Source organism: Roseibium sp. Sym1 (assembly GCF_027359675.1).
Lineage (GTDB): Bacteria > Pseudomonadota > Alphaproteobacteria > Rhizobiales > Stappiaceae > Roseibium.
Map to the genome: position 1 here is coordinate 5,821,039 of NZ_CP114786.1, position 26,393 is coordinate 5,847,431.

27 protein-coding genes are annotated in these 26,393 nt (G+C 61.6%); 5 read left to right on the top strand and 22 right to left on the bottom strand.

Annotation, left to right across the window (positions count from 1 at the left end):
- The first annotated feature begins 63 nt into the window (after positions 1 to 63).
- Entirely contained in the window at positions 64 to 1,299 is a 1,236-nt protein-coding gene (locus O6760_RS26975; protein WP_269582742.1) for a cytochrome P450, read from the top strand.
- Between the two features lie 78 nt (positions 1,300 to 1,377).
- Positions 1,378 to 2,577, top strand: a complete 1,200-nt coding sequence (locus O6760_RS26980) for a glycerophosphodiester phosphodiesterase family protein (protein WP_269582743.1) — start codon at positions 1,378 to 1,380, stop codon at positions 2,575 to 2,577.
- Between the two features lie 212 nt (positions 2,578 to 2,789).
- On the opposite strand, the gene O6760_RS26985 is transcribed toward O6760_RS26980, so the two are convergent.
- The 6 genes from O6760_RS26985 to O6760_RS27010 form a co-directional block, all read right to left on the bottom strand.
- Complete coding sequence (locus tag O6760_RS26985; RefSeq protein ID WP_269582744.1) at positions 2,790 to 3,392, bottom strand: MerR family transcriptional regulator; 603 nt, start codon at positions 3,390 to 3,392, stop codon at positions 2,790 to 2,792.
- Positions 3,393 to 3,401: 9 nt separating this feature from the next.
- A complete protein-coding gene (locus O6760_RS26990) occupies positions 3,402 to 3,716 on the bottom strand; it encodes an integration host factor subunit alpha (RefSeq protein WP_023003819.1) in 315 nt (104 codons plus the stop codon).
- A 144-nt stretch (positions 3,717 to 3,860) separates the two neighbouring features.
- The gene (locus tag O6760_RS26995; RefSeq protein WP_269582745.1) at positions 3,861 to 4,838 is read right to left on the bottom strand and encodes a beta-ketoacyl-ACP synthase III; all 978 of its coding nucleotides are present in this window, start codon (positions 4,836 to 4,838) and stop codon (positions 3,861 to 3,863) included.
- Positions 4,835 to 5,899, bottom strand: coding sequence for a phosphate acyltransferase PlsX (gene plsX / locus O6760_RS27000; protein WP_269582746.1), 1,065 nt, complete (start codon positions 5,897 to 5,899; stop codon positions 4,835 to 4,837). The genes O6760_RS26995 and plsX overlap by 4 nt, the downstream gene beginning before the upstream one ends.
- A 221-nt stretch (positions 5,900 to 6,120) precedes the next feature.
- The gene (locus tag O6760_RS27005; protein ID WP_269582747.1) at positions 6,121 to 6,696 is read right to left on the bottom strand and encodes a YceD family protein; all 576 of its coding nucleotides are present in this window, start codon (positions 6,694 to 6,696) and stop codon (positions 6,121 to 6,123) included.
- A gap of 39 nt (positions 6,697 to 6,735) precedes the next feature.
- Positions 6,736 to 7,284 carry a ubiquinol-cytochrome C chaperone family protein gene (locus O6760_RS27010; protein ID WP_269582748.1) on the bottom strand — a complete coding sequence of 183 codons (549 nt, stop codon included), beginning with the start codon at positions 7,282 to 7,284 and terminating at the stop codon, positions 6,736 to 6,738.
- Between the two features lie 113 nt (positions 7,285 to 7,397).
- Between O6760_RS27010 and O6760_RS27015 the strand changes: the two genes are divergently transcribed.
- The gene (locus O6760_RS27015; RefSeq protein ID WP_269582749.1) at positions 7,398 to 7,835 is read left to right on the top strand and encodes an outer membrane protein assembly factor BamE; all 438 of its coding nucleotides are present in this window, start codon (positions 7,398 to 7,400) and stop codon (positions 7,833 to 7,835) included.
- An 89-nt stretch (positions 7,836 to 7,924) separates the two neighbouring features.
- Here O6760_RS27015 and O6760_RS27020 read toward each other — a convergent pair whose 3' ends face one another.
- The 16 genes from O6760_RS27020 to O6760_RS27095 all read right to left on the bottom strand — a co-directional run bounded on the left by O6760_RS27020 (position 7,925) and on the right by O6760_RS27095 (position 23,861).
- Positions 7,925 to 10,060 (bottom strand): sodium-translocating pyrophosphatase, encoded by a 2,136-nt coding sequence (locus O6760_RS27020; protein WP_269582750.1) that lies wholly within the window; start codon positions 10,058 to 10,060, stop codon positions 7,925 to 7,927.
- A gap of 218 nt (positions 10,061 to 10,278) precedes the next feature.
- Positions 10,279 to 11,502 (bottom strand): MFS transporter, encoded by a 1,224-nt coding sequence (locus O6760_RS27025; protein WP_269582751.1) that lies wholly within the window; start codon positions 11,500 to 11,502, stop codon positions 10,279 to 10,281.
- A gap of 117 nt (positions 11,503 to 11,619) precedes the next feature.
- Positions 11,620 to 12,618, bottom strand: coding sequence for a thiamine-phosphate kinase (thiL, locus tag O6760_RS27030; protein ID WP_269582752.1), 999 nt, complete (start codon positions 12,616 to 12,618; stop codon positions 11,620 to 11,622).
- A gap of 2 nt (positions 12,619 to 12,620) precedes the next feature.
- Entirely contained in the window at positions 12,621 to 13,142 is a 522-nt protein-coding gene (gene nusB / locus O6760_RS27035; RefSeq protein ID WP_269582753.1) for a transcription antitermination factor NusB, read from the bottom strand.
- Between the two features lie 5 nt (positions 13,143 to 13,147).
- Complete coding sequence (gene ribH, locus O6760_RS27040; RefSeq protein WP_269582754.1) at positions 13,148 to 13,597, bottom strand: 6,7-dimethyl-8-ribityllumazine synthase; 450 nt, start codon at positions 13,595 to 13,597, stop codon at positions 13,148 to 13,150.
- Positions 13,598 to 13,750: 153 nt separating this feature from the next.
- The gene (locus O6760_RS27045) at positions 13,751 to 14,362 is read right to left on the bottom strand and encodes a riboflavin synthase (protein ID WP_269582755.1); all 612 of its coding nucleotides are present in this window, start codon (positions 14,360 to 14,362) and stop codon (positions 13,751 to 13,753) included.
- Between the two features lies 1 nt (position 14,363).
- Positions 14,364 to 15,488, bottom strand: a complete 1,125-nt coding sequence (ribD, locus tag O6760_RS27050; protein WP_269582756.1) for a bifunctional diaminohydroxyphosphoribosylaminopyrimidine deaminase/5-amino-6-(5-phosphoribosylamino)uracil reductase RibD — start codon at positions 15,486 to 15,488, stop codon at positions 14,364 to 14,366.
- Positions 15,489 to 15,502: 14 nt separating this feature from the next.
- Positions 15,503 to 15,979, bottom strand: a complete 477-nt coding sequence (gene nrdR, locus O6760_RS27055; protein WP_269582757.1) for a transcriptional regulator NrdR — start codon at positions 15,977 to 15,979, stop codon at positions 15,503 to 15,505.
- A 28-nt stretch (positions 15,980 to 16,007) separates the two neighbouring features.
- A complete protein-coding gene (gene glyA, locus O6760_RS27060; RefSeq protein WP_269586362.1) occupies positions 16,008 to 17,309 on the bottom strand; it encodes a serine hydroxymethyltransferase in 1,302 nt (433 codons plus the stop codon).
- 244 nt (positions 17,310 to 17,553) lie between these two features.
- Positions 17,554 to 17,781, bottom strand: a complete 228-nt coding sequence (locus tag O6760_RS27065) for a DUF6898 family protein (protein WP_269582758.1) — start codon at positions 17,779 to 17,781, stop codon at positions 17,554 to 17,556.
- A 114-nt stretch (positions 17,782 to 17,895) separates the two neighbouring features.
- Positions 17,896 to 19,176 carry a L,D-transpeptidase family protein gene (locus O6760_RS27070; RefSeq protein WP_269582759.1) on the bottom strand — a complete coding sequence of 427 codons (1,281 nt, stop codon included), beginning with the start codon at positions 19,174 to 19,176 and terminating at the stop codon, positions 17,896 to 17,898.
- A 347-nt stretch (positions 19,177 to 19,523) separates the two neighbouring features.
- Positions 19,524 to 20,039: a transcriptional regulator LdtR gene (gene ldtR / locus O6760_RS27075; RefSeq protein ID WP_269582760.1), complete on the bottom strand. Its 516-nt coding sequence runs from the start codon at positions 20,037 to 20,039 to the stop codon at positions 19,524 to 19,526.
- 155 nt (positions 20,040 to 20,194) lie between these two features.
- Positions 20,195 to 21,088 carry a 3-hydroxyisobutyrate dehydrogenase gene (mmsB, locus tag O6760_RS27080; protein WP_269582761.1) on the bottom strand — a complete coding sequence of 298 codons (894 nt, stop codon included), beginning with the start codon at positions 21,086 to 21,088 and terminating at the stop codon, positions 20,195 to 20,197.
- Positions 21,089 to 21,183: 95 nt separating this feature from the next.
- Complete coding sequence (locus O6760_RS27085; RefSeq protein ID WP_269582762.1) at positions 21,184 to 21,603, bottom strand: DUF6163 family protein; 420 nt, start codon at positions 21,601 to 21,603, stop codon at positions 21,184 to 21,186.
- Positions 21,604 to 21,627: 24 nt separating this feature from the next.
- Entirely contained in the window at positions 21,628 to 22,665 is a 1,038-nt protein-coding gene (locus tag O6760_RS27090; RefSeq protein ID WP_269582763.1) for an enoyl-CoA hydratase/isomerase family protein, read from the bottom strand.
- 56 nt (positions 22,666 to 22,721) lie between these two features.
- The gene (locus O6760_RS27095) at positions 22,722 to 23,861 is read right to left on the bottom strand and encodes an isobutyryl-CoA dehydrogenase (RefSeq protein WP_269582764.1); all 1,140 of its coding nucleotides are present in this window, start codon (positions 23,859 to 23,861) and stop codon (positions 22,722 to 22,724) included.
- A gap of 272 nt (positions 23,862 to 24,133) precedes the next feature.
- On the opposite strand from O6760_RS27095, the gene hemB reads away from it, so the two are divergent.
- Together hemB and O6760_RS27105 are read left to right on the top strand one after the other, a co-directional pair.
- The gene (gene hemB, locus O6760_RS27100; protein WP_269586363.1) at positions 24,134 to 25,129 is read left to right on the top strand and encodes a porphobilinogen synthase; all 996 of its coding nucleotides are present in this window, start codon (positions 24,134 to 24,136) and stop codon (positions 25,127 to 25,129) included.
- Positions 25,126 to 26,376 carry a threonine ammonia-lyase gene (locus O6760_RS27105; RefSeq protein WP_269582765.1) on the top strand — a complete coding sequence of 417 codons (1,251 nt, stop codon included), beginning with the start codon at positions 25,126 to 25,128 and terminating at the stop codon, positions 26,374 to 26,376. Before hemB ends, O6760_RS27105 begins: the two co-directional genes overlap by 4 nt.
- Positions 26,377 to 26,393 lie beyond the last annotated feature (17 nt).

Below are 26,393 nucleotides of genomic sequence, written 5' to 3' on the forward strand. Positions count from 1 at the left end.
AAATCCTCGACCCTGCCAAGAATCACAATTCTAACCGATGACACCCCGCCCCAAGAGCCCTTCATGCGCCCGTCCACAGACCTTTCCTTCGAACCGTTGTCCGATGCATTCGCTCAAAACCCCTATCCGTTTTATGAAGCCTTGCGCGCGCGGGACGGTCTGACCAGGTTCGAGGAATTCGATGTCTGGCTGGCGGCCCGTTTCGAGGACGTCTCCGAGATCGTTCAGCATGACAGCATGGTCCGCTCCCTGGACCACATTGCCGGTGAGGATGAGATTGCCGCGCTGAAGCGGTCCCAGAACTGGCATGACATGCCGCATCATTCCCGCTTCGTACAATTTTCGCTGCTCGACAGCGACGGCCCGGTTCACGACCGGTTGCGCAAGCAGGTGTTCAAGCTGTTCACGCCGGTGATGGTCGGCAAGCTGCGCGATGACATCCAGGCCTATGTCGATCGACTGGTCGAAGGTCTGGCCGACCGGAAGGAGATCGATTTCGTCGAGGGTCTCGCAGCCCACGTGCCGGGGCATATCATTGGCCGCGTGCTTGGAGTGCCGGACGAGGATTGCCCGCAATTACGGGTCTGGTCGGAGAACATCGTGCAGTATTTCGATATCGACCGTTCCGACGCGCGCAAGGAGCTGGCCGAACGCAACACGACCGAATTCTATCACTACCTGCTGGACCTCAAGGCTGCCCGCGCAGCGGATCCCGGAGACGACCTGCTGTCGCTGATGATCGAGTCGGAACGCGCCGGCCAGATGAGCCACGATGAATTCATCTCCACTGCCATGCTGATCCTGATGGCGGGTCACGGCTCGACCATCGACGTGCTCGGCAGCGGCCTCCATGCCCTCCTGAAATTTCCGGGCGAAATGCAGCGCCTGCGCGACGATCCCGGGCTGATGAAGACAGCGGTGCAGGAAATGTTCCGCTACGAGGCGCCCTTGCCCTTTTTCCATCGGTATTGCACCGAAGACGTAGAAGTCTGCGGCCAGACCTATCCGCGCGGCACCAAGTTCGGCGTGCTTTACGGTTCCGCCAACCGCGACCCCGACCAGTTTCCCGACGCCGACCGCTTCGATGTCGGGCGCGCGCCCAACTGGCACATCGCCTTCGGCCGGGGGGCGCATTTCTGCCTCGGCAATCACCTGGCACGGCTCGACATGGACATCATCTTCTCCACGCTGCTGAAACGGTTCAAGACCATCGAGCTGGCCGAACCGGACGTACGCTACAAGCGTGGGCTTTCGGTCAGGGGACCGGAAGCGCTGCGGATTGCCTGGACACCAGCCTGATTACCTCCTCCGGCCCTTGCACAACCCGGCGAAGCCTCTACTTACCCCCTCCTCTCCTATTCATTCCGGATCCCCAAAATGCGTTTCTTCCTTGCCGCTCTTTCCCTGACCGTCCTGACAAGTGCCTGGTCTGCCCATGCGGCCGACATCGAGCTTGGCCCCCGGCCCGCCTGGCTGGTGAACCAGATGGACGACAGCCCCTTGAAGGCGAAGCTTGAGAGCTGCATCGGACAGCCGGTGAAGCGCAGTCTGTTTTCCATCAGCCACCGCGGCGCGCCGCTGCAGTTTCCCGAGCACACGGAAGAAGGCTACCGGGCCGCGGCCCTGATGGGCGCGGGCATCCTGGAGTGCGACGTGACCTTCACCAGGGACAAGGAACTGGTCTGCCGCCATTCCCAGAACGACCTGCACACCACCACCAACATCCTGGCAACGGACCTGGCGGACAAATGCACCAGCGGTTTCACGCCGGCGCAGGGCGACGAGCCGGCTTCCGCCGAGTGCAGAACCTCCGACCTCACGCTCGCGGAGTTCAGGTCCCTGCGCGGCAAGATGGACAGCGCCGACAAGACCGCGCAAACGCCGGAAGCCTTCCTGAACGGCACGGCTCCCTGGCGCACGGAGCTTTACGGTGCGGCGGGCACCTTGATGACCCACGGCGAAAGCATCAGGCTGTTCAAGGACCTCGGCGTGAAATTCACGCCGGAGCTGAAAGCGCCGAAGGTGGCCATGCCATATGACGGGTTTTCCCAGCGGGACTACGCCCAGAAGCTTGTCGACGACTACAAGGCCGCCGGCATCCCGCCCGAAGATGTTTATCCGCAGTCCTTCAATCTCGACGATGTGCGCTACTGGATCGCCAACGAACCGGACTTCGGCAAACAGGCCGTTTTCCTGGATGGCCGCCGGGACCTCGAACCGATGGATCCGGCGACCTTCACACCGTCGATGGAGGAGCTCAAGGCGATGGGCGTCAACTACATCGCTCCGCCGCTCTTCGTATTGCTGACACTGGAAAATGGCAAGATCGTTCCCTCGCCTTACGCGCGAGCGGCAAAGGCAGCCGGCCTGGATATCATCACATGGACACTGGAGCGCTCCGGGCCGCTCGGGTCCGGCGGCGGCTGGTACTACCAAAGCATCAACGAGGCCGTTGACGGCGACGGCCGGATGCTGGAAGTGGTCGACGTTCTGGCGCAGGAGGTCGGCGTCAAGGGCATCTTCTCCGACTGGCCGGCGACCACCAGCTTCTATGCCTCCTGCATGGGACTTGAGTGAGTTTTCACCCATTGCAACTTTAAATTACCCATTAAAGGATTTTTCCCAGACGGTTTCCGCACCACCGGTCAAGCGGGCGTCCATGGAAGAACTCAGAAGCATTGCACTGAGAGCGCAAGCGTCGGCCGAAGGCAGGAAGGGGCTGCCCTCCAAAGGTGGCTTGCTCGGAAAACTGTTCGGCAGGAAGTCCGGTTAAACCTTCAAACGCGCGATCAGCGGGCCTGATCCAGGGTGCGCTTGCATTCCAGAAGCTCGAAAAGGGTGGCCTGGAGGCGGCGGATATCTTCCTTCGTCACGGATGCCGCGTTCACTGCGCCGCCCTGGGCATTTTTCTCGCCGCGCAGGCGGCCGAGAATGTTGAAACTGCCGGCATGCTGCGTCTCTGCCGGGTCTGGAGCGTCGTCTGCCAGAACACCACTTGGCAACGCTTCGCGCTGGCCGTTCTGGCCGTGCGGAACAGAAGCGGCCTCGTCTTCGGAAGCAACCTGCGCGGAAAGCGTCGCCTCGGGAGACGTGGTCGGCAGCGGATGGCCGACTTCGTGCCGGACCTGCATCACAAACCGGGGCCCCTGCTCTTTCAGGATGCGCTGCACGCCCTTGATCGTGTAGCCCTCACCGTAAAGCAGGTAGCGGATGCCCTTCAGGAGCTCGATGTCGTCAGGGCGATAGTAACGCCGTCCCCCGCCTCGTTTGAGCGGCTTGATCTGGGAGAAACGCGTCTCCCAAAATCGCAACACGTGCTGCGGCAAATCCAGATCTTCAGCGACTTCGCTGATGGTTCGAAAGGCGTCGGGGCTTTTGTCCTGCGAGCTCATCCGGTCTTTTTATTTGCTTGCCTGTCCTGTCAGCGCATCGTTGATCCGCTGTTTCAATACGTTCGATGGCTTGAACACCATCACACGACGCGGCGAAATTGGCACTTCCTCGCCCGTCTTCGGATTGCGGCCGATACGCTCTCCCTTGGAGCGAACGACAAACGACCCGAAGCTTGACAATTTTACCGATTCTCCGGTCACGAGACAGTCGGAAATTTCAGAAAGAACACGTTCGACCAATTCAGAAGACTCGGTCCGAGACAGACCGACTTTCTGATAAACAGCCTCACACAGATCTGCTCGGGTAATAGTCCGATTGCCCATAACCCCTCCTCAACGACGCCAGCGATCTGGCTGATTTTGCAAGAGAACTCCAATGCAAGACCATACGGTACGGCCTTGAGGCAGGTGGGTCAACCGGAACTCGGTGTGATGATACTATTTGTGGCAGACCGCATCCGGCGTTCGTTACCAGCGCAGCAGCACCGATCCCCAGGTGAATCCGCCGCCCATCGCTTCCAGCATCAAAAGATCGTTCTTTTTGACACGTCCGTCTTTCACTGCCGTATCGAGGGCCAGCGGAATGGACGCGGCCGAAGTGTTGCCGTGCCACTGGACAGTCGTCACGACCTTTTCCGGCGCGATGTGCAGCTTCTTGGCGCTGGCGTCGATGATGCGCTTGTTGGCCTGGTGCGGAATGAACCAGTCGAGATCATCCGAATTGAGGCCGGTGGCCGCATAGGCGTCTTCGATGACATCCGTGATCATGCCGACAGCGTGTTTGAAGACCTCCCGGCCCTCCATGCGCAGATGACCGACCGTCTGGGTCGCGGACGGTCCACCGTCCACGTAGAGCTTTTCCTTGTGGCGGCCGTCGGACCGCAAATGCGTGGTCAGCACGCCCCTGTCGTCCGTGCTGCCGGTGCCTTCGCCCGCCTCCACGACGACGGCACCGGCGCCGTCGCCGAACAGGACGCAGGTGGTCCTGTCGGTCCAGTCGAGAATGCGGCTGAACGTCTCCGCTCCAATGACCAGACACCGTTTGGACATGCCCGAACGGATATAGGCGTCGGCGGTGCTGAGCGCGAACACGAAGCCGGAACAGACAGCGTGAACGTCGAAGGCGGCACCGTGATGTATGCCCAGATTGGCCTGCACCGTGACCGCCGTTGCCGGGAAGGTGTTGTCGGGCGTGGCCGTTGCGAGAATGATCGTGTCGATGTCCTGCGCATCGCGACCGGCGGAGACCAGAGCTCTCTTGGCCGCTTCCAGGGCCAGGTCCGAAGTCACCTGCCCTTCGGCGGCCACGTGACGCTGCTTGATGCCGGTGCGCTGAACAACCCACTCGTCGGACGTTTCGACCATCTTGGCAAGGTCGTCGTTGGTCAGGATTTTTTCCGGCAGATAGCTTCCGCAGCCGGTCACTGTTGAACGGATTACGCTCACAAATCACCTTCCGATGTCGGCGCGGCTTCAGCGAAGCGGCCGCGATGGTAATGCACAAGATCCTGGGCGATCTTGTGGGTCAGTTCGTTTTTGACCATGTCATAGGCCAGATCGATTGCCGAGGCATAACCTTCGGCATCCGTTCCGCCGTGGCTCTTGATCACAATGCCGTTCAGTCCCAGGAACACGCCGCCATTGACCTTGCGCGGGTCCATTTTCTCACGCAGCAGATCAAAGGCGCCCTTGGCGAAGATATATCCGATACGGGACATAAAGGTGCGATTCATGGCCGAACGCAAGTAGCTGCCGATCTGCTTGGCCGTGCCTTCGGCCGTCTTCAGCGCAATATTGCCGGCAAAGCCTTCCGTCACCACGACATCAACCGTGCCCTTGCCGAGATCGTCGCCTTCGACGAAGCCGGCATATTGAAGCGAGCGCAACGGCGTCTCCCGCAGCAGCCTGCCGGCCGTGCGCACTTCTTCGAGCCCTTTCACTTCCTCGACGCCGATATTGAGCAGACCGACGCTCGGTCGCTGCACCCCGAACAGGGCGCGCGCCATGGCACCGCCGAGAATGGCGAAGTCGATCAGCTGCTGTGCGTCGGCACCGATCGTCGCGCCCACATCGAGCACGACAGATTCGCCGCGCATGGTCGGCCAGATCGCGGCGATTGCCGGACGTTCGATATTCGCCATCGTGCGCAGGCAGAACTTCGACATGGCCATCAGAGCACCGGTGTTGCCGGCCGAGACAGCAACCGAGGCCTCTCCCGTTTTCACCGCCTCGATCGACCGCCACATTGACGACCGCCAGCGTCCCTGGCGCAAGGCCTGGCTGGGTTTGGTGTCCATGGCGATGGAAATGTCGCAGTGATGGAACGTGGAAGCGTCCCGAACCCGGGGATACTGTTCCAGAAGCGGCAGGACGACTTTCTCGTTGCCATAGAGGAGAAAGCGGATATCCGGGTGGCGGACAAGCGCGATCTCAGCCCCGGGGATAACGACTTCAGCCCCGTTGTCGCCGCCCATGGCATCCAGAGAAATCGGAATGGTTTTCGTCATCTAGAAGGTCTTTTGACGTTTGACTACCAAGAACGGCGCCATATGGCGCTCTCCAAAAAGTCCTGCCCAAGCGGCAGACGCCCAGGCCGGAGTGCCAAGAACGGCGCGAACATAGCGCTTTTGGCAGGACTGACAACCGTTTTCCTGACCCAGCCGTGCTGAGGCGTTGAAAACCGTCGGCAAAACAGCGATTGCCCGGTCCAAGCAGCGCACCAATCGTTTCACGCCCCCTGTTCAGGCTTGCCCTTGAGAGCCTGCAAGGCGGCAAAGGCGGACGGCTTTTCTTCCTCCTCCTCCGCTTCAAGGTCCTCGCCGTCGCCACCGTCGAACTCGGCCCCGGGCTTGCGCGGAAAGGGATCGAGCGACAGCGCCAGTTCCTCGCAGATCACCGCCCCCAGATCGAGCACGCCGTCCAGGATGACGTCAGGCGGATCGAGCGTTTCCAGATCAATCTCGATCTCTCCGTCCTCGTTGAGGTCGCGTATCTTGCGTGGGCGGCTGGATTGCGGTTCAAACGTCCGGTCGACGTCGAGTTTCAGCTGGCTGTCGAACGGTTCCAGGGTCACCACGCAGGTCTGGCTGACGGTTGCGGCGATCGGGCCGACAACGCGCACGCCTGCCTTTCTATAAGGTTTCAGCGTGAACTCAGCCGTCAGCTCCCGGATCCCGTCCAGATCGTAGGCCTCCGCAATGGCCGTGAGCGCGGCGGCGTCCGGCGAAACGGTGACATGCTGGTCCCTGTCGATCACCTTGCCGGCGTTCACCTTGCTGGAATAGGGAAAAGTCTCTTTTGCCATTGTTCTTCTTCTTTCCTCGAGCAACCTGTGCCGTCCCCGTCAAACGGTCAGGGACTTGAAGCGGTCCGCATCCGGCCACCGGATCTCACCTTTCATGAGTTCCTCCGCCGATTGTTCTTTCAGGTCTGCTGCAGCTTGCAGCATATAGTGCGCGAGGCGGGTCTGCGCGAGCGGCTCGCTGGTTTCCGTATAGATGTTGCGGCCCAGTGCCTCCGCGAGTTGAGCGACATCGCCTTCGTCGATAGCCGGAATATAGGCATCCGCCCGGCCATAAAAGGCCTCTCCCATGACCTTTACCTTCTTCGGGACCCGTGTGTCACTGACCCCCATTTCGCGCAAGGATGCATCCATGTCCTCGAAAAACAGGTCAAAGACGGTCTGCGAAAACTCGGAAACCTCCTTGCCCTCGCTGCGCAGGCGCCTGAAAAACAGCACCGCGTGGGCAACAATCAGGTCGAACCGGCCATCTATTGTGTCGGGCACAACAAAGTCGGTATAAAAGACCGGTTGCCGCGCTTGAGCCACGATTTCACAATAGACCTTGTGTTCGGCATCGCGGGACCGGCGGCGGAACAGGCCGAATATCATGACGTCTCCTTTGAAGTCAGGTGTTGCCTTGTGCCCTATCCCACGATAGTGACTTTGCCAAGCAACGAAATTCAAAAGCTGCCAGACGGGTCTGGCGAAACGGGAATTCCTAGATGAACTTCAAGGCGAGCGCCCTGATCCTTCCGCTTCTGGCCACGCTGCCGCTCGGCGGCTGCTTCACATCCACCTATACCCATGGCCATGTCGTCACCACGGACATGCTCAACCAGGTTCAGGTGGGATCCAGCCGTGAACAGGTCGAACTGGTCCTCGGATCGCCTTCGACCACATCGAGCCTCGCCGGCGACGCCTACTACTATATTTCCCAGAAGACGGCGACGACCGCGTTCATGTCCCCGGACATCATCGAGCAGACCGTTGTGGCGGTCTATTTCGACAAGGACGGCTACGTTCAGGATCTTGGCAACTATTCGCTCGAAGATGGCAAGATCGTCGACATCGTCACCCGCAAGACCCGCACGGGCGGTGCCGACTACGGCTTCCTGACCCAGATCCTGAGAGGCGCGAGCAATCCGAGCCTCGGATTGTAGACGCAGCCGCGGTCTTACCAACCTCGACAGACAGACAAAAGCCCCGGCCATCCGGCCGGGGCTTTCTTTTTTCGGATCGGGTCCCCGCCTCAGTGCGCGAGGATCGCCAGCAGCAACAGTGCCACGATGTTGGTGATCTTGATCATCGGGTTCACAGCCGGACCGGCCGTGTCCTTGTAGGGATCACCAACCGTGTCACCGGTGACGGAGGCCTTGTGGGCCTCGCCGCCCTTCTGGTGGCTGACACCGTCCTTGTCGGTGAAGCCGTCCTCGAAGGACTTCTTGGCGTTGTCCCAGGCCCCGCCCCCGGCGGTCATCGAGATGGCCACGAAGAGACCCGTGACAATCACGCCGAGCAGCATGGCGCCGAGTGCGGCAAAGGCGTCCGCCGGCGTCGCGACGGCGCGGACCACGAAGAACACCACGATCGGTGACAGCACCGGCAGCAGCGACGGAATGATCATCTCGCGGATCGCAGCCTTGGTGAGCATGTCCACCGCACGGCCGTAATCCGGCCGCTCGGTACCTTCCATGATCCCGGGCTTTTCCTTGAACTGGCGGCGGACTTCCTCCACCACCGCGCCCGCGGCCCGGCCGACGGCGGTCATCGAGATGCCGCCGAAGAGATAGGGAAGAAGGCCCCCGAACAGCAGACCGGCCACCACATAGGGGTTGGAAAGCGAGAACAGGGTACCGACATCGATGCCGTAGAAGATCGACCCTTCCGCGGCATTTGCCGAGAAGAAGCGCAGATCCTCGGTATAGGCCGCGAACAGAACAAGCGCGCCGAGCCCCGCGGAGCCGATGGCATAGCCCTTGGTCACCGCCTTGGTGGTGTTGCCGACCGCGTCGAGCGCATCTGTCGTGGAGCGCACTTCGTCCGGCAGTTCCGCCATTTCCGCGATGCCGCCGGCGTTGTCCGTGACCGGCCCGAAGGCGTCGAGCGCAACCACCATGCCCGCAAGAGCCAGCATCGTCGTAACCGCGATGGCAATGCCGAACAGACCGGCAAAGGCATGGGTGACCAGGATGCCGGCAATGATGATGAGCGCCGGCAGCGCGGTTGCCTCGAGGGAGACAGCCAGGCCCTGGATCACGTTGGTGCCGTGGCCGGTGACCGAGGCCTGCGCGATCGAGCGCACCGGACGGTATTCCGTTCCGGTGTAGTATTCGGTCACCCAGATGATCAGGCCGGTCACGATCAGGCCGACAATGCCACAGACGAACAGGTCAAACCCGGTAAAGGTGGTTCCGTTCGGCACCGTGTATTCCGTGCCCGCACCAAGCCAGCCGAAGACGATGACAGCCAGCGCAACAGCCGACAAAACCGCCGTTGCGATGAAGCCCTTGTAGAGCGCCCCCATAATCGAATTGTTGCTGCCCAGCTTGACGAAGAACGTGCCGATGATCGAGGTGACCACGCAGCTTGCGCCGATCAGAAGCGGAAGCATCATGAGTTCGGTCGCCTGCCCCCCCGTGAAGAAGATCGAGGCCAGAACCATGGTGGCGACCACGGTCACCGCATAGGTTTCGAACAGGTCGGCCGCCATGCCGGCGCAGTCACCGACATTGTCGCCGACGTTGTCGGCAATGGTGGCGGGGTTGCGCGGGTCGTCTTCCGGAATACCGGCCTCGACCTTGCCGACGAGATCGCCGCCGACATCCGCCCCCTTGGTGAAGATGCCGCCGCCGAGACGCGCAAAGATCGAAATCAGAGATGCGCCAAAACCGAGGGCCACAAGGGCGTCGATCACGGTCCGGTCGGTGGGTTCATACCCCATCATGCCGGTCAGGAGCGTATAGTAGACGGCGACACCCAGAAGCGCGAGGCCGGCAACCAAAAGGCCGGTGACGGCACCGGCCTTGAACGCAATCTCCAGCCCGGCCCCGAGGCTTTGGCTGGCAGCCTGGGCCGTGCGTACATTGGCACGGACGGACACAAGCATGCCGACATAACCCGCCGCTCCGGAGAGGACGGCCCCGATGGCAAAGCCGATTGCCGCGGGTCCGGACAGCAGCACCCAGGCCAGAACGAAGACAACCGCGCCAACGATGGCAATGGTCGTGTATTGACGGTTGAGATAGGCGCTGGCCCCTTCCTGGATCGCCTGGGCGATCTCCTGCATGCGCGCGTTACCCGCATCCGCCGCCATGACGGACTGGATGGCCCACGCGCCATAGGCAATGGACAAAAGACCACAAATTATGACGACAAGCTCGATCATGCTTCCTCCCAAGGCTGCGGCGGACTGATTTTCTTGTCGTTTTTCCCGCCTGACTGTCCTTCACGCAGATTCCCCAGCGCGAAGGAAAGACACGATAGCAGCAAATCGGAGCGCTTCGTCAAGCTCTCACATTGTTTAATTTGACACTTCCGTTGCGGCAGCCTTTGGTGCGGCGCAGTAAATATGCTGCACCGACGAAGCGAAAATTTTCATACTCTTTAACTGGTTGTAACTGCTTTCTTTTCTCCCCAGACGAGCCAGACGAGGAGACCAAGACACAGGACCACGAACGGGAAAACCAGATAGTTGACCGTCTGCCAGCCGAACGCGTTGAGCAAGGCTCCGGAAGAAAACGACGCGGTTGCCACGAATCCGAACACCAGAAAATCATTCACCGCCTGCACCATGTTGCGCTCCTCGGGCCGGTAGGTATCCGTCAACATCGCGGTCGCACCGATAAAGCCGAAGTTCCAGCCAAGGCCCAGCAGGATGAGCGCGCTCCAGAAATGCGCCAGTTCTATGCCCATCAGGGCGATGATCGAGCACCCTGCCAGCAGTGCCAGTCCGATGGAGACAATGCGCTCCTTGCCGAACCTGCTGATGAGATGACCTGTGAAGAAGCTCGGTCCGAACATGGCCAGCACGTGCCACTGGATTCCCAGGGCGGCGTCGGTCTCCGTCAGGCCGCAGCCGATCATGGCCAGTGGTGTTGCGGTCATGACAAGGCTCATGAGCGCGTAGGAACAGATGCCGCAGGCGGCCGCGACGATGAACCGCCGCTGCATCATGATCTCGCCGAGCGGCCGCCCGCCCGCCTGTGCATGACTGATGCGCGGCGGTCTCGGGATCCTGATGAAGAGCAACAGGCAGAAGGCGACCAGGGCAAGGCCCGCCTGCGCCAGGTAGGTGCCAGCAAACAGGATCGGCGAAAACAGGTCCTTGGTCCAGATCACCGTCTGCGGCCCGACCACGCCCGCCAGCACACCGCCCGCCAGCACCCAGGAAATGGCCTTGGGCTTGAACGCGTCGCTGGCGGTGTCGGCCGCTGCAAACCGGTATTGCTGGACGAAGGCACCGGCCAGACCGCCCAGGCTACAGGCCAAGGCGAACAGGAGGAAATTGTCGCGGAAGACAGCGAAGGACGCGAGCAGTCCGGACAAAACGCCAAGAAGCGCGGCACCGGCAAATCCCACACGGCGGCCATAGCGGCGCATGATCATGCCCGCCGGAAGAGTGCCGAAGGCGGTTCCCAGGACCATGGTGGACACCGGCAGTGTCGCCAGGGCCTTGTCCTCGTCCAGCATCATGTAGCCGACCAGCGGGCCCGTGGCGATGACGATGGAGGCCGAAGCCCCCCCGATTGCCTGGGCCAGTGCCAGCAACAGGGCGTTGCGCTTGGCGAGATGGTCGTCGACAAGGATATCCGTTGACTGGGCGGTCATGCAAAGGGTCCGATTTTACTGGCATGTAGGCAGCCGGAGGATGTCCGGCAAGCTGGTGAGGAAGCAACATGTTAAACCTGCCCGCCACTGGAAGCTCAAGGCCAAACTTGAAAGCAATCAGAAATGCCGGAACCCGGCATCCCCTTCCAGCGTGACGGCCTGGCCGGCATGGTGCAGCCGAACCTTGCCGTCGCCGTTCCCGATGGTGCCGACTTGCGTCACCCGGCAACCGAGATCTCCGGCATCCCGGGTGAAGTCTGCCGCTTTTGCCTCCGGCACCGCGGCCAGGATTTCATAGTCGTCACCGCCGTTCAGGCAGCGCCGGAACACGTTTGGGGATTTCGCTTTCAGGTGTTGCAGGGCTGGCGAAAGCGGCACGGAGGCCAGATCGAGGATCACGTCGACGTCTGAGGCCGACGCCAGGTGGGTGCAGTCGGCCACGAGACCGTCCGACACATCCATCGCGGCGCTGGCATCACGGGTCAGCAGTCCGGCAAGCCGCGTGCGCGGGCGCGGCAACAGATAGCGGTCCAGGATGTGTATTTCCTGTTCTCCGGCCAGTTCATGGATCCGGCAGAACTCGGGATCGAGACGTGCCTGCAATCCGGCCGCGGCATCCCCGATCGTGCCGGTCACAAACACAAGGTCTCCAGGCTGGGCACCGGAGCGGCGGACCGCCCGTCCCTTCTCCACCGCCCCGATCGCGGTGATGGAAACCTGCAGGCCGTTGCCGGAGCGAATGGTATCGCCGCCGAGGAGCTGGATGTCGTAGACCGCCTGGTCAGCCGCCAGCCCCCGGCAGAACCGCGCCAGCCAGCCGGCTGTCCATTGCTCGGGCAAGGCCAGTCCCATCAGGTAACCGCGCGGGCGCGCGCCCTTGGCCGCGAGATCTGAAAGATTGACCCTGAGCGCTTTCGCGGCAATAGCCTCCGGCGCGTCACCGGCAAAGAAATGCACGTCGGCGGCAAGCATGTCCTTGGTCAAAACCAGGTCGGTGCCGGGTTCCGGTGCAAGGACGGCGGCATCGTCGGTGAGACCTAAACTGCCCGGATCGTTTGCAAGGGGGGCGAAAAACCGCCGGATCAGCTCGAATTCACCGGGCCGTTCGTCAGCCATGGTCAGGAAGCGCCATCCGCCTTCTTGGCGTCCAGTTCCGTGTCGCGCAGTTCGTGGGCCAGGCGATCGAGCACACCGTTGACGAGACCTGGCTCGTCGTCCTCGAAGAACGCCTTGGCAACGTCGATATATTCGGAAATGATCACCTTGGCCGGGACGTCCTTGCGGCGCAGCAGCTCATAGGAACCGCAGCGCAGGATCGCGCGCAAAAGACTGTCGATCCGCTTCAGCGGCCAGCCTTCGGTCAAGGCCGTATGAATGTAGGGATCGAGGAATTTCTGGTCCTCGACCACGCCGGCGACGATCTGCTTGAACCACTGTTCGTCGGCATCGCGGTATTGCTCGCCGTCAATCTCCTTGCCAAGACGGAAGGCGGTGAATTCGCTGACGACGCTGGTGAGCGGCGCACCGCCCAGCTCCATCTGATAAAGAGCCTGAACGGCAGCAAGACGGGCCACGCCGCGCTTGTTGGCAGGGCGCACAGTCTTGCCAGCCGGTTTTTCCGGGTCGGCCTTTCCGGTCATTGTTCTTATACTCCAAGCCGCTCGCGCAGAGCGATCATGTCGAGAGCCGCGCGGGCTGCCGCGCCGCCTTTGTCCTTGTCGTCCACCTTCGCGCGGGCCCATGCCTGCTCGTCGTTCTCGACGGTCAGGATACCATTTCCGACCGCCAGGTCCGCATCGACGATCAGGTCCATGATCACCCGGTTCGATTCATTGGCGACAATGTCGTAATGGGTGGTCTCGCCGCGGATCACCACACCAAGCAGAACGAAGCCGTCATAGAACGTGCCCTCGCCTTCCATGGCGGTCAGCGCCATAGACAGGGCCGCCGGAATTTCCAGAACGCCGGGAACGGCAATCCGGTCATAGCTCGCACCAGCCGCCTCGATGGTCTTGATCGCCCCCTCGGCGAGGGAATCCGCCAGATCCTCATAGAACCGGGCTTCGATGATCAGAAGTTTCGGTGCAGCGCTCATGGGTGTCAAATCCTTGATAAGGCCGCGACAGGAACCACGTCTGCCCCGGTTTGTCCAGTGTCATTCGTGCGGAACCGCGATTCCGGGCAACAATCTCGCTGCCTGGTAAACGCGAAGGGGAATTGCTCATTTGCGAAGGTGTTGGGCCGGTCCCTACCCGGTCTTGGAGAATTCCGCAAGACGCGCCGCGTAGCGGGCCATCATATCCACCTCCAGATTGATCCGGTCGCCCACCTGCCGGCCGGACCAGGTGGTGACGTCGAGCGTGTGTGGAATAAGGAACACGGAAAAGAGCCTCCCGTCCACTTCATTCACCGTCAGGGACGTACCGTCGAGCGCAACGGAGCCCTTTTTCGCGATGAAGGGCGCTGCGTCCCCGGGCGCCTCGAACTGGAAGTAGACAGACCCCGGATGGTCTTCGCGCTTCGTCACGGTCGCCAGCCCGTCGACATGGCCAAGGACGAGGTGACCGCCCAGCTCCGCGCCCATGGTCAAGGAGCGTTCCAGATTGAGTTTCTGGCCGACCTTCCAGTCGGAAACGTTGGTCAGCGCGAGCGTTTCCGCCGCCGATTCCACCTCGAACCAGTTGCCGTCAGGCCCGTTGGCCTTGGCCGTCACGGTATGGCAGACGCCGGCACAGGAAATCGACGCGCCGATGTCGAAACTGTCGGTATCATAGGCGGTCCGGATGCGCGTCCGCTTTCCCGCGGGAATGGCATCGATGGCGAGGATTTCGCCGAGGTCGGTCACAATACCGGTGAACATGTCAGGCTCCGCACCGTCTGAGATAGATAAAGCGGTCGAGACCGAACCTGCCGGCATCAACCCGTTCGAATCTGGGGTCTTTCAGAACATCCGCAAGGACCAGTCCGTGCAGGGCCGGTATGCCGCCCTCGCCGATCTCGATATTGCCGGTCACAACGCAAAGGTCGTCAACCAGATCCGCCTGCAGGAAGGACGATGCCAGCCGGGCCCCGCCCTCGACCATCACTCGCGTGATGCCGCGGGTTGCCAGGGCACTGAGGATGACGGACGGCTTGATGCCGTCCTCCGCTGCCGGCACCCGGATGATGTTGACCCCGGCCGCTGCCAGCTGTTCGATCTTGTCCGGGTCGGCGTCATTGCCGCAAACCAGCCAGACAGGCACGTCGACACAGGTGCGCACCAGCTTTGACTCCAGCGGCAGGCGCGCACAGCGGTCGACGATCACCCGGACCGGCGAGCGTTCGGCAAGGCCCGGCAGGCGGCAGGTCAATTGCGGATCGTCCGCAAGCGCCGTGCCGGACCCCACAAGAATGGCGTCGCAGGCGGCGCGGAATCCATGCACCTTTCTCATGGACAGCGGGCCGGAGATCTTGACCTGCCCCTCGCCCTTCCGGCCGATACAGCCGTCCTGGGAGACAGCCAGCTTCAGGAACACCTGAGGCCGCTGCTTCAACTGCCGCAGGGTGAACCCGCGATAGAGCGCCTGCATCTCCTGTTCCAGCAGCCCTACGACGACCTCGACACCGGCGTCCCGCAGCATCTCGATGCCCCGGCCGGACACACGCGGGTTGGGATCCGCCATGCCGATCACCACGCGCCTGATGCCGGCCTCGATCAGGGCCATGGCGCAGGGAGGCGTGCGGCCGTAGTGTGAACAGGGCTCCAGGGTGACATAGCAGGTCGCGCCATCGGCCTTGTCCCCGGCCTGCCGGAGAGCGTTGACCTCCGCATGGGCCATGCCCGGACGGGACGTGACGCCGCGTCCGACAACAACAGGCTTGCCGCCGTCCTCGCGGACGATCAGGGCGGCAACCGAGGGGTTCGGCCAAACGCGGCCAAGCCCGCGGCGGGCAAGGCGTTTGGCAGCTGCCATGAAACGCAGGTCGAAATCAGTATGAGCTGTCATGGAACCGGGGCTGATCAGTTTTCTTTGAGCGCTTGGCTGTCCGGATCGCTCAGCTCGTCGAGCAGCGCTTCGAAATCCTTGGCCTCCCGGAAATTCTTGTAGACCGAGGCGAAGCGGACATAGGCCACGTCGTCGATGCCCTTCAGGCCTTCCATCACGTGATTGCCGATGGTTTCCGCGGTGATTTCACTTTCACCGGAACTTTCCAGCTGACGCACGATGCCGCTGACCATGCGTTCGATCTTGTCCGGATCGACCGGCCGCTTGCGCACCGCGATCTGAACGGACCGCATCAGTTTCTCCCTGTCGAAGGGAACCCTGCGTCCGGAGCGTTTCAGCACCATCAGCTCGCGCAGCTGGACCCGCTCGAAGGTCGTGAAACGGCCGCCGCAGGTGTTGCAGATCCTGCGGCGGCGAATGGCGGTGTTGTCCTCGGTCGGGCGGGAATCCTTAACCTGGGTTTCCTCGCCGCCGCAAAAAGGACATCTCATCTTTCAAAGCTCCTGACCGAGCCCTCGTTCAGCCCCCGTAGATCGGGAACCGGGCCGTCAGTGCTTCTACCTTGGCTTTGACCGCGGCTTCAACTGCCGCGTTGCCCTCTTCACTGTTTGCTGCCTTCAAACCGTCCAACACTTCCGTGATCAGAAGTCCGACTTCGCGGAATTCGGCAACACCGAAGCCGCGCGTGGTGGCCGCCGGCGTGCCCAGGCGGATGCCGGAGGTGACAAAGGGCTTTTCCGGGTCGAACGGAATGCCGTTCTTGTTGCAGGTGATGTTGGCCCGGCCGAGCGCCTTTTCGGCAACCTTGCCGGTGGCATTCTTCGGACGCAGATCGACCAGCATCAGGTGGTTGTCCGTTCCGCCCGAGACGATGTCGAGGCCCTGTTCCTTGAGGGTCTCCGCCAGAGCCTTGGCATTTTCGGTGACGGCGCGGGCATAGGCCTTGAATTCCGGCTGCAGCGCTTCCTTGAAGGCGACCGCCTTGGCGGCGATCACATGCATCAGCGGACCGCCCTGCAGACCCGGGAACACCGCGGAGTTGATCTTCTTGGCAATGGCCTCGTCATTGGACAGGATCATGCCGCCGCGCGGACCGCGCAGGGACTTGTGGGTGGTGGTGGTGCAGACATGGGCATGGGGCACCGGAGACGGGTGCACGCCGCCGGCGACCAGACCGGCGATATGGGCCATGTCGACCATCAGGTAGGCACCGATGCTGTCGGCGATCTCGCGGAAACGCTTCCAGTCCCAGACGCGGGAATAGGCGGTGCCGCCGGCCAGGATCAGCTTCGGCTTGTGTTCGTTGGCCAGGCGTTCGACTTCATCCATGTCGAGCAGATGGTCTTCCTGGCGCACGCCGTAGGAGACCACGTTGAACCACTTGCCGGACATGTTGACCGGGGAGCCGTGGGTCAGGTGTCCGCCGGAATTCAGGTCCAGGCCCATGAAGGTGTCGCCCGGCTGCAGCAGCGCCAGGAACACGGCCTGGTTCATCTGGCTGCCGGAATTCGGCTGGACGTTGGCGAAGTTGCAGCCGAACAGTTCCTTGGCGCGCTCGATCGCCAGCGTCTCCGCCACATCGGCGAATTCGCAGCCGCCGTAATAGCGCTTGCCCGGATAACCTTCGGCGTATTTGTTGGTGAAGATCGACCCCTGTGCTTCCAGCACCGCGCGGGACACGATGTTTTCGGAAGCAATCAGCTCGATCTCGTGCTGCTGACGGCCAAGTTCGTTCTCGATGGTGCCGAAAATGTCCGGATCAGCCTCGGCAAGACCGCGTGTGAAGAAACCGGACTGAAGGGGCTGACCGGAGCTTTCCATCAAAGACATCGCACCATCCTTGTGTTCATTGCAGGATTTGGGCGGCACCGGCGGCTGTCGGATTTCAGCGACAAGGTTTGCCGTCGTGCCAATGTGAGCGAGGGATTAACACGTCCCTTTGCGCAAACCAAGGGACATACCGACGCGTCAAGTTGGGAAAACGACACGAAGGATCACCGTCCCTCGTTGGCTGTGCCTTGCGAGCGCATGGTCGCGAGCGGCGATACGGGGCGGCCCCCACGGCCTAATACAGCGTGGGATCGGACGAGCCTTCCGCGCGGGACCGTTCCATTTCAATCCGCCGCTTGAGCTTGCGCACGGCCAATCGCTTCAACTCTTCCTGGGAAACCGATTTGGGGCCGAACATCGACACTTCGATCCCGGTCGCCGCGTCGATCGCGACCACCTGGACCTGCTGTCCGACTTGCCGGAATTCAAGATAGATCTCGCCGGGCCGCGGCTCGCGACTCATTCCGGTTCTCCCAAATGACAATCCCCGCTTAAAACGCACGAAACGCCAGCCCGATCAAGACTGGCGCTTCCTGTTCTTTCGCGCCCCGGCAGGGGCGTGTGCGTCGTATACGCTCTACAGCCGGGCCTGCTCGCCGGTGCCGTTGAGATCGTCACGACCGTAGATGTCTTCGCGGAAATGCACCACGCCATCCGCGTTGGCCCATGCCGTGACGTAGGTCAGGTAAAGCGGGATCGACTTTTTCAGCTTCACATCTTCGCGTTCGCCCGTGCGGATGACGCCGTCCACACGGCCACGGTCCCAATCGGGCGTGGTCGATTGCAGAAGCCATGTTACCAGTTCACGGACATTCTGTACGCGCACGCAACCGGACGAATGGAACCGGTTGGCTTCGCCGAACAGGGTCTTGGACGGCGTGTCGTGCAGATAGACCTGGTGCTTGTTGTGGAAATTGATGCGCACCGAGCCGAGCGAGTTCTCCGAACCAGGATCCTGGGTGAAGCGGTATTCGGTCGCCTCATCGGTGTTCCAATCGATCTGCTGCCAGTTGAGCTCGTTGTTGCTCCAGTCGAAGATACGAATGTTGTTCTTGGCCAGATACTCCGGATCTTCCTTCATTTTCGGGATCAGGTCCTTGCGGATGATCGACTTCGGCACCGTCCAGTAGGGATTGAAGTTCAGCTCGTAGATCTTGCTGTTCAGGATCGGCGTCTGACGGTCGATCTTGCCGACAACGGCGGTATGGCGCGAACGTATATATCCGTTCTCCACCGCCTCGATCTCGGCAGCCGGGATGTTGACCATCACATACCGGTCCCCCTTGAATCCGGACATGGACCGGAGGCGGATCATGTTGGTTTCAAGCTGGCGGAGACGGACATGCGCCGGGATATTGAGCGAGGCGACCGTGCCCTCGCCCATGACGCCGTCGGGAATAAGGCCATGACGAAGCTGGAACCGGCGCAATGCCGCATCAACATAGGAATCGAACGTATCGGAAAGACCAGCCTGCTGCTCGAGATCGCCGGAAACGATCAGGCGGCGGCGCAGTTCAACGACCCGCGGATCCTTCATGCCGATGCGCAGCGGCTTGCCACCGGGCGACACGGTTCCCCAGCCGCCGGACTGAACGATCATCTGGTAGCGGTTCATGGCGGCGGCGATATAGTCTGCTGTTTCCGGCGACAATGTCGGCGCCGAGGACTTCACTTCCGTGATGTTTTCCGTGGCGATGTCGAAATTGTCGACCCACTCGACCTGCTGGTTCTGGGCATGGGCTGCAGCACTGGTCAGGAAAGGCAATCCGCAACCGATCGCGCAAAGACGCAGAAAATCGCGTCTTGTCTTTGATTTCCGTTGAAGCTTAAACCCGTCCGGTCCGGATAAAAGGTTCATTGCAGCCCTCTCGTTGCAGCGTCCATAACGCAAGTTCTCATTTGGTGCGCGCGGCGCAGCCAACATTCAACATGCCTGCCTCGCCTGTTCCAGCTCCAAGTCCTAACGAACGGGTGTTAACAAATCGCTTGATTTTTTAACCATCTCGGCGCCGGAAACACCGCAAAAAGCCATTCCTTTGTGACCACAAGATGTCAGCAGCGCCGGAAAGCCCGGTTCTTCAGTTGTTATAGCGGTATTTGACCGACGACCGCAAAAGCGGACATGCAATTTTGCGTGAACACTTAAAAAAAAAAAAGCACCGCCCTGTGGGCGGTGCCTTGTCATCTGGATTTGCCGCGAAACGCTTAAAGGCGATAGAGGATCTGGTCGGTCCAGAACCGCTCCAGCCGACGCAGGGACTTGTTGAGTGCAACAAAATCCTGCGGACCGATTTCACCAACCTGTTCCACGGAAAGAATGTGGCGCTCATAGAGGTCGTTGACGATCGTCGCCACCTCCTGGCCCTTTTCCGTGAGGCTGACGCGGACAGACCGGCGGTCCATGCGCGAGCGCTGATGATGGATGTAACCTGTCTCGACCAGTTTCTTCAGATTGTAGGAGACATTCGACCCCAGATAGTAACCACGCGTGCGCAGCTCTCCGGCAGTAAGCTCGGCATCCCCGATGTTGAACAGCAACAGCGCCTGCACGCTGTTGACATCGGACCGGCCCATGCGGTCGAATTCGTCCTTGATGACGTCGAGAAGACGCCGATGCAGCCGCTCAACGAGTGTGAGAGCCTCGAGATAGAGCGGCTTGATTTCCAGCTCTTCCCCTTCACTCTGTCCAACAGCGTCGACTGCCCTACTTGCGGTGATCATGTGATTGCGCCTCTTATAGTACCTGTCGTTCGACGGATATTTTTTCCCGCCTTGTTACGCAATCTAACCGAGCGATTCTAAAATCCGCTTAAGAGACACGCTGAATCATCCGTTAACTTTTGTCCGGTGTTTGAACGGGTTGATTCAGATTTTGTTCATGATGATCCGCGCAGGAACTTCACGATGCCGGAAAAGTCCTGTCCTTCCCCGCCCGTGTTGCAGAACAGCGCATAGAGCGCGGCCGCTTCGGCGCCAAGGGGCGTCGCAGCCCCGGAAGACTGCGCCGCTTCCTGGGCAAGCTTCAAATCCTTGAGCATCATTTCCGCGGCAAATCCCGGCTGGTAATCGCGGTTGGCCGGCGACGTCGGCAGCGGCCCCGGCACCGGACAGTAGGAGGTCAGCGACCAGCACTGGCCGGACGCGGTCGAGGAAATGTCGAACAACTTCTGCTTGTCCAGACCGAGACGCTCCGCCAGAACAAAAGCCTCGGAAACCCCGATCATGGAAATGCCGAGGAGCATGTTGTTGCAGATCTTGGCGGCCTGGCCGGTGCCTGCCCCGCCCGCATGGACGATGGTCTTGCCCATGATGTCCAGAAAGGGTTTGGCGGCCTCGAAGGCGTCGTCCTCACCACCGACCATGAAGGTCAGCGTTCCGCCGGCCGCGCCGGCGACACCACCGGAAACCGGTGCATCGACCATTTTCATGCCCTTGCCGGAAGCTGCCTCGCTGACCGCGCGCGCGCTGTCGACGTCAATGGTGGAGGAATCGATCAGAAGCGTTCCCGCCCTGGCATGTTCCAGGATGCCGCCCTCGCCCGTGTAGATCTGGCGAACATGTTTTCCGGCCGGCAGCATGGTGACGACCACGTCGGCTTCGGCCGCCAGTTCGGCGACGCCCGCCGCCTTTTCTCCGCCCGCTTCAGCCAGCGTGTTCAGCGCGGTCTCGGACAGGTCGAACCCGAGAACACGGTGCCCCGCCTTCACAAGATTGATGGCCATCGGCCCGCCCATATTGCCGAGGCCGATAAATCCGATTGTGCTCGCCATGGTTTCCTCCCAGGAATTTCACGTTGATTTTGAATCTGTTACCCGGCGGTCTTGAACCGCGGGTCCAGACACTTCAGAAAGTGATTCAGGCCGGCTCAGCCGCTATCGGCCCTGTTTTCCTTTTCCATCAGATAGAAAAGCAGGCCGAAGATCGCGATCGTCAGCAGATAGAAGGTGATTTCGTAGGGCCGCCGGCCATACAGATCGGAAAACGCCGTGTGCATGACGATCTGGCAGAAACAGCGGAAGATCCACATGACGGTTCCCCAGGACACCGTCAACCAGAGCCCCGTCGCCGCCACCAGGTCCAGGACCGCGAAAAAGACGATCGCCCCCTGCATGGCAACCGGCATGTCCCAGAACCAGAGGCCACGCCATTCGACGATACCGATGATGCGTGCCCAGTAGATCACCCCGCCGCCGATCAGGATCACGGCAATGCCACGCAGGTACCAGGTCAGAATGCTGCTCCACGACGGGCGCGATTCAATGAGATCCTGGAAGCTGGTGATCATGGGTGGTTCTGGTCCGGTCTGTCTTTATCGGAGCGGCAGGTCTCCGTCTGTCGGTTCCACGAAATACGACGCCAGATCGGCGCTGTCCACTTGGCTAAACTGAGAAGGTGACCATTTCGGGTTCTGGTCCTTGTCGACCAGCACCGCCCGGATGCCCTCGTAGAACTCCGTGCCCTGCACGATCCGCGAGACAATCCGGTATTCCAGCTTCATGCAATCATTGAAGGAAAGGTCGGCGCCGCGCGACATCTGCTCAAAGGCGATCAACACGCTCGTGGGGGACTTGCTGTTTATGGCGGCAAGCGCCTTTTGGGCGAAGTCGCTCCCCGAGGCCCTCAGCCGATCGAGAATGTCCGCCACCGACGAAGCGGAGAAAATCTCCTCGATCTCATCGAGGCTTTCCGCAACCGGACCCCGTTCCGGTTCAATCAGGTACGGAGCCAGCGCTGCGCCGATATCCGTCGCGGTTTCAAGCGCCAGTTCCAGGTCGGCCAGGCTTGTTTCATCGATCGCATGGGTCAGGACACCGGTGGCCAGCGCATCGCCCAGCTTCAGACGGCCCGCGCTCAGGGCACAATAGACGCCGCTCTTTTTCGGCATGCGCGGCAGGAAATAGGTTCCGCCGACATCGGGGAAAAACCCGATCCCGGTTTCGGGCATGGCGAACATCGTCTTTTCCGTGCCGACCCGGTGGCTGCCATGGACGGAGACACCGACACCGCCGCCCATGACGATGCCGTTGACCAGTGCGACATAGGGTTTGGGATAGGCCTTGATCTGTGCATTGAGCAGATACTCGTCGCGGAAGAAGCTGCTGAGTCCCTCGGTTTCCCCAGCCTGACGCGCATCATAGATGCTGCGGATGTCGCCGCCGGCGCAAAACGCCTTGTCCCCGGCCCCGGTCACCGCCACATGGGCAACGCCCGGATCACCGGCCCAGCGCGTCAGCTGATCGGCCATGGCCCTGACCATGCCGTGATTGAGCGCGTTCAGCGCCCTCGGCCGGTTGAGAATGATGAAACCGGCGTGGCCGCGTTTTTCAAAAAGGATGTCGTCGCTCACTGGGGCGCCCCACAAAAAGAAAGAGTCGTTTCAAGGATTAAGCAAGCAGACCTCGATCAGTCTTTCAAAAGCTGCCGCGCAATGATCAGCCGCATGATCTCGTTGGTGCCTTCCAGGATCTGGTGCACGCGGACATCGCGGAAATAGCGCTCGATCGGATAGTCGCGCAGGTAGCCGTAGCCACCATGGAGCTGCAGGGCCTCGTTGACCACCTTGAAGCCGGTGTCGGTTGCAAGGCGCTTGGCCATCGCGGCAAGCCTGGTAGCGTCATGGGACTTGGCGTCGACCGCCGCAGCCGCCTTGTGCAGCAGGAGGCGGGCGGCCTCCAGCTCGGTCGCCATGTCGGCAAGCCGGAACTGCAGCGCCTGGAAATCGGCGATCGGCCGGCCGAACTGCTTGCGCTCCTTCACATAGGCGAGCGCATGGTCGAGACAGGCCTGCGCGGCACCCAGCGAACAGGCGCCAATGTTGAGCCGGCCGCCGTCCAGCGCCGCCATGGCGATCTTGAAACCCTGGCCCTCGGCGCCGACCAGGTTGGATTTCGGCACGCGGCAGTCCTGGAAATTGACCTGCGCGGTCGGCTGGCTCTTCCAGCCGAGCTTGACCTCGTTGGCACCGAAGCTCAGACCGGGCGTGCCCTTTTCCACCAGCAGGCAGGAGACCCCGCCGGCCCCCTCGCCTCCGGTCCGGACCATGACCGCGTAAAGGTCGCTGACGCCGCCACCGGAGATGAACGCCTTGGACCCGTTCAGGACGTAATGGTCGCCGTCATCCCGGGCGCTGGTCCTGAGGCTGGCGGCATCCGAACCGGAACCCGGCTCGGTCAGGCAGTAGCTGGTCAGGAGTTCCATGGTGCAGAGCCTGGCCAGGAACTTCTGGCGCAGCTCCTCCGAGCCATAGGTGTCGATGATCCAGGCCACCATGTTGTGAATGGAGAGATAAGCCGCGGTCGAGGTGCAGCCCTGGGAGAGTTCCTCAAAGATCAGCGCCGCATCCAGACGCGTCAGCGCCGAACCGCCGACATTCTCGTTGACATAGATGCCGCCGAAACCCAGTTCGGCGGCCTTGCGCAGGGTCGGGATCGGGAAATGGCTGTTCTCGTCCCAGTCCTTGGCATGGGGCGCCAGTTCGTCGCGCGAGAAACTGGCGGCCATGTCCTGAAAGGCACGCTGATCTTCGTTGAGTGAAAAGTCCACGGCTTGTCCTCCCTCAAGCGGCGGGGAGCCGGAGACTCGCTGCCGCACAGGTTCTGATGTCTGTTGGGCGCACTAAAGCATATTTGACGCGAACGTCAAACAATCTCTTTTTTGTTATTAATTTCAGTTATTTTACATAATGTTGGACTGCGTCAATCTGCGTGATAGATTGGCGGCACACTTCCGCGAGAATGCCGTTTTCACACAAGCATAGCGAACAGTCAGGGTCCATGCCGTCCAAATCCCCTCTCCCGCCGATCACCTCCGACCACATGGACACGCTGCTGGCCGGCACGCGCATGCGCCGCAACCGCCAGAGCGACTGGTCGCGCCGCCTGGTGCGCGAGAACACGTTGACGGTCGACGATTTGATCTGGCCGATCTTCATCGTTGACGGCGAGAATGTCCGCCAGCCCGTTCCTTCCATGCCCGAGGTCGTGCGCCTGTCCGTGGATGAAGCGGTGCGGGACGCGGAAAAGGCAGCTCAGCTCGGTATTCCCGCCCTGGCGCTGTTTCCCTATACCGATCCGTCCCTGCGTGACGAGACCGGCTCGGAAGCGCTCAATCCGGACAATCTCACCTGCCGGGCGCTGCGCGCCATCAAGGCGGAAGGGCTCAATCTGGGACTCATGACCGATGTGGCGCTCGATCCCTATACCAGCCACGGCCATGACGGGCTCATGGACGGCGACACGATCCTCAACGACGAGACCGTCGACCAGCTCTGCCGCCAGGCCCTGGTGCAGGCAGAGGCCGGCTCGGACGTGATCGCACCGTCCGACATGATGGACGGGCGCATCGGTGCGATCCGCCAGGCACTGGACAGCCAGGATTTCCGGGGCACCCAGATCATGGCCTATTCGGCGAAATACGCCTCGGCCTTCTACGGTCCGTTCCGCGACGCGGTCGGTTCGTCCGGCACGCTGAAGGGCGACAAGCGCACCTACCAGATGGACCCGGCCAATACGGACGAGGCCTTGCGTGAGGCCGAACTCGATATTGCCGAGGGCGCCGACATGGTCATGGTGAAACCGGGCATGCCCTATCTCGACATCGTCCGCAGGATCAAGGACGAATTCCAGGTGCCGACCTATGCCTACCAGGTGTCCGGCGAATACGCGATGATCAAGGCGGCCGCCGCAAACGGCTGGCTCGACGGCGACAAGGCCATGGTGGAAAGCCTGCTTGCCTTCAAGCGCGCCGGTGCCGACGGCATCCTGACCTATTTCGCTCCCAAGGTCGCCGGAATGCTGGCAAACAGGACATGACCGCGGATGCATTCAGCGACCCGGCCCAGGTCACGTATGAAAAGGTGCTTGAGGCCGCGAGGCTGCTGAAGGGCGCCGTTCTGGAAACTCCCTGCCTGCCCGCACCGCGCCTGTCGCAGCTCACCGGCGCCGACATCTTCGTCAAATACGAGAACATGCAGGTCACCGGCGCCTTCAAGGAACGCGGTGCGCTGGTGAAGCTCTCCAGTCTGTCCGAAGAGGAAAGAGCGCGCGGCGTGATCGCGGTGTCGGCGGGAAACCATGCCCAGGGCGTCGCCTACCATGCCGGCCGGCTGGGCATTCCCGCCACCATCGTCATGCCCGTGCTGACCCCCTTCGTGAAAATCGCGGCGACGCGCGGCTATGGCGCGGAAGTCGTGCTGGCCGGCAACACGCTTGCCGAAGCCAAGGCGGAAGCCGACCGGCTGGCGGCGGAAAACAACTTCGTCTGGGTGCACCCCTATGACGACGCGCATGTGATCCACGGCCAGGGCACCATCGGTATCGAGATGCTGGCGCAGCAGCCGGATCTCGATGTTCTTGTCGTGCCGGTGGGCGGCGGCGGCCTGATCGCCGGCATCGCCACGGCGGCCAAGGCCATCAAACCGTCCATAGAGGTGATCGGCGTCGAAACCACACTCTATCCCGGCATGTGGGGCGCCTTCTACGGCAAGGAAGTCATGTGCGAAGGCGCGACCATCGCCGAGGGCATTGCCGTGCGCGACATCGGCCTGCTCACCACCGAAGTGGTCAAGGAGCGCGTCGACGACCTCCTGCTGGTGTCGGAAAGCAGCATCGAACGGGCGATCAACGCCTATCTCACCTTGCAGCGCACGATCGCCGAGGGCGCGGGAGCGGCCGGGCTTGCCGCACTCCTGAGCGATGGAGACCGGTTCACCGGCAAGCGCGTCGGCCTCGTTCTGTGCGGCGGCAACATCGATCCCCGGCTCCTGTCCAAGATCGTGGTCCGGGAGCTGGCCCGCGACGGCCGCCTCGTCTCCATTCGGATCGACACACCGGACCGTCCGGGCACGCTCGGCGAAATCGCCACGGTGATCGGCGACATGCAGGGCAACGTGGTCGATGTCGAACACCACCGCCTGTTCCTGAACGTGCCCGCCAAGGGCGCGACCCTCGACGTCACCTTCGAGGCCTTCGACCGGCCGCATGGCGAGCGCATCGTCGCGGCCCTGCGCGAACGCGGCTTCGTGGTGCGCTACCTGGAAATCGGCGAGCGGATGGATTGAAACCTGACCGGCGGACG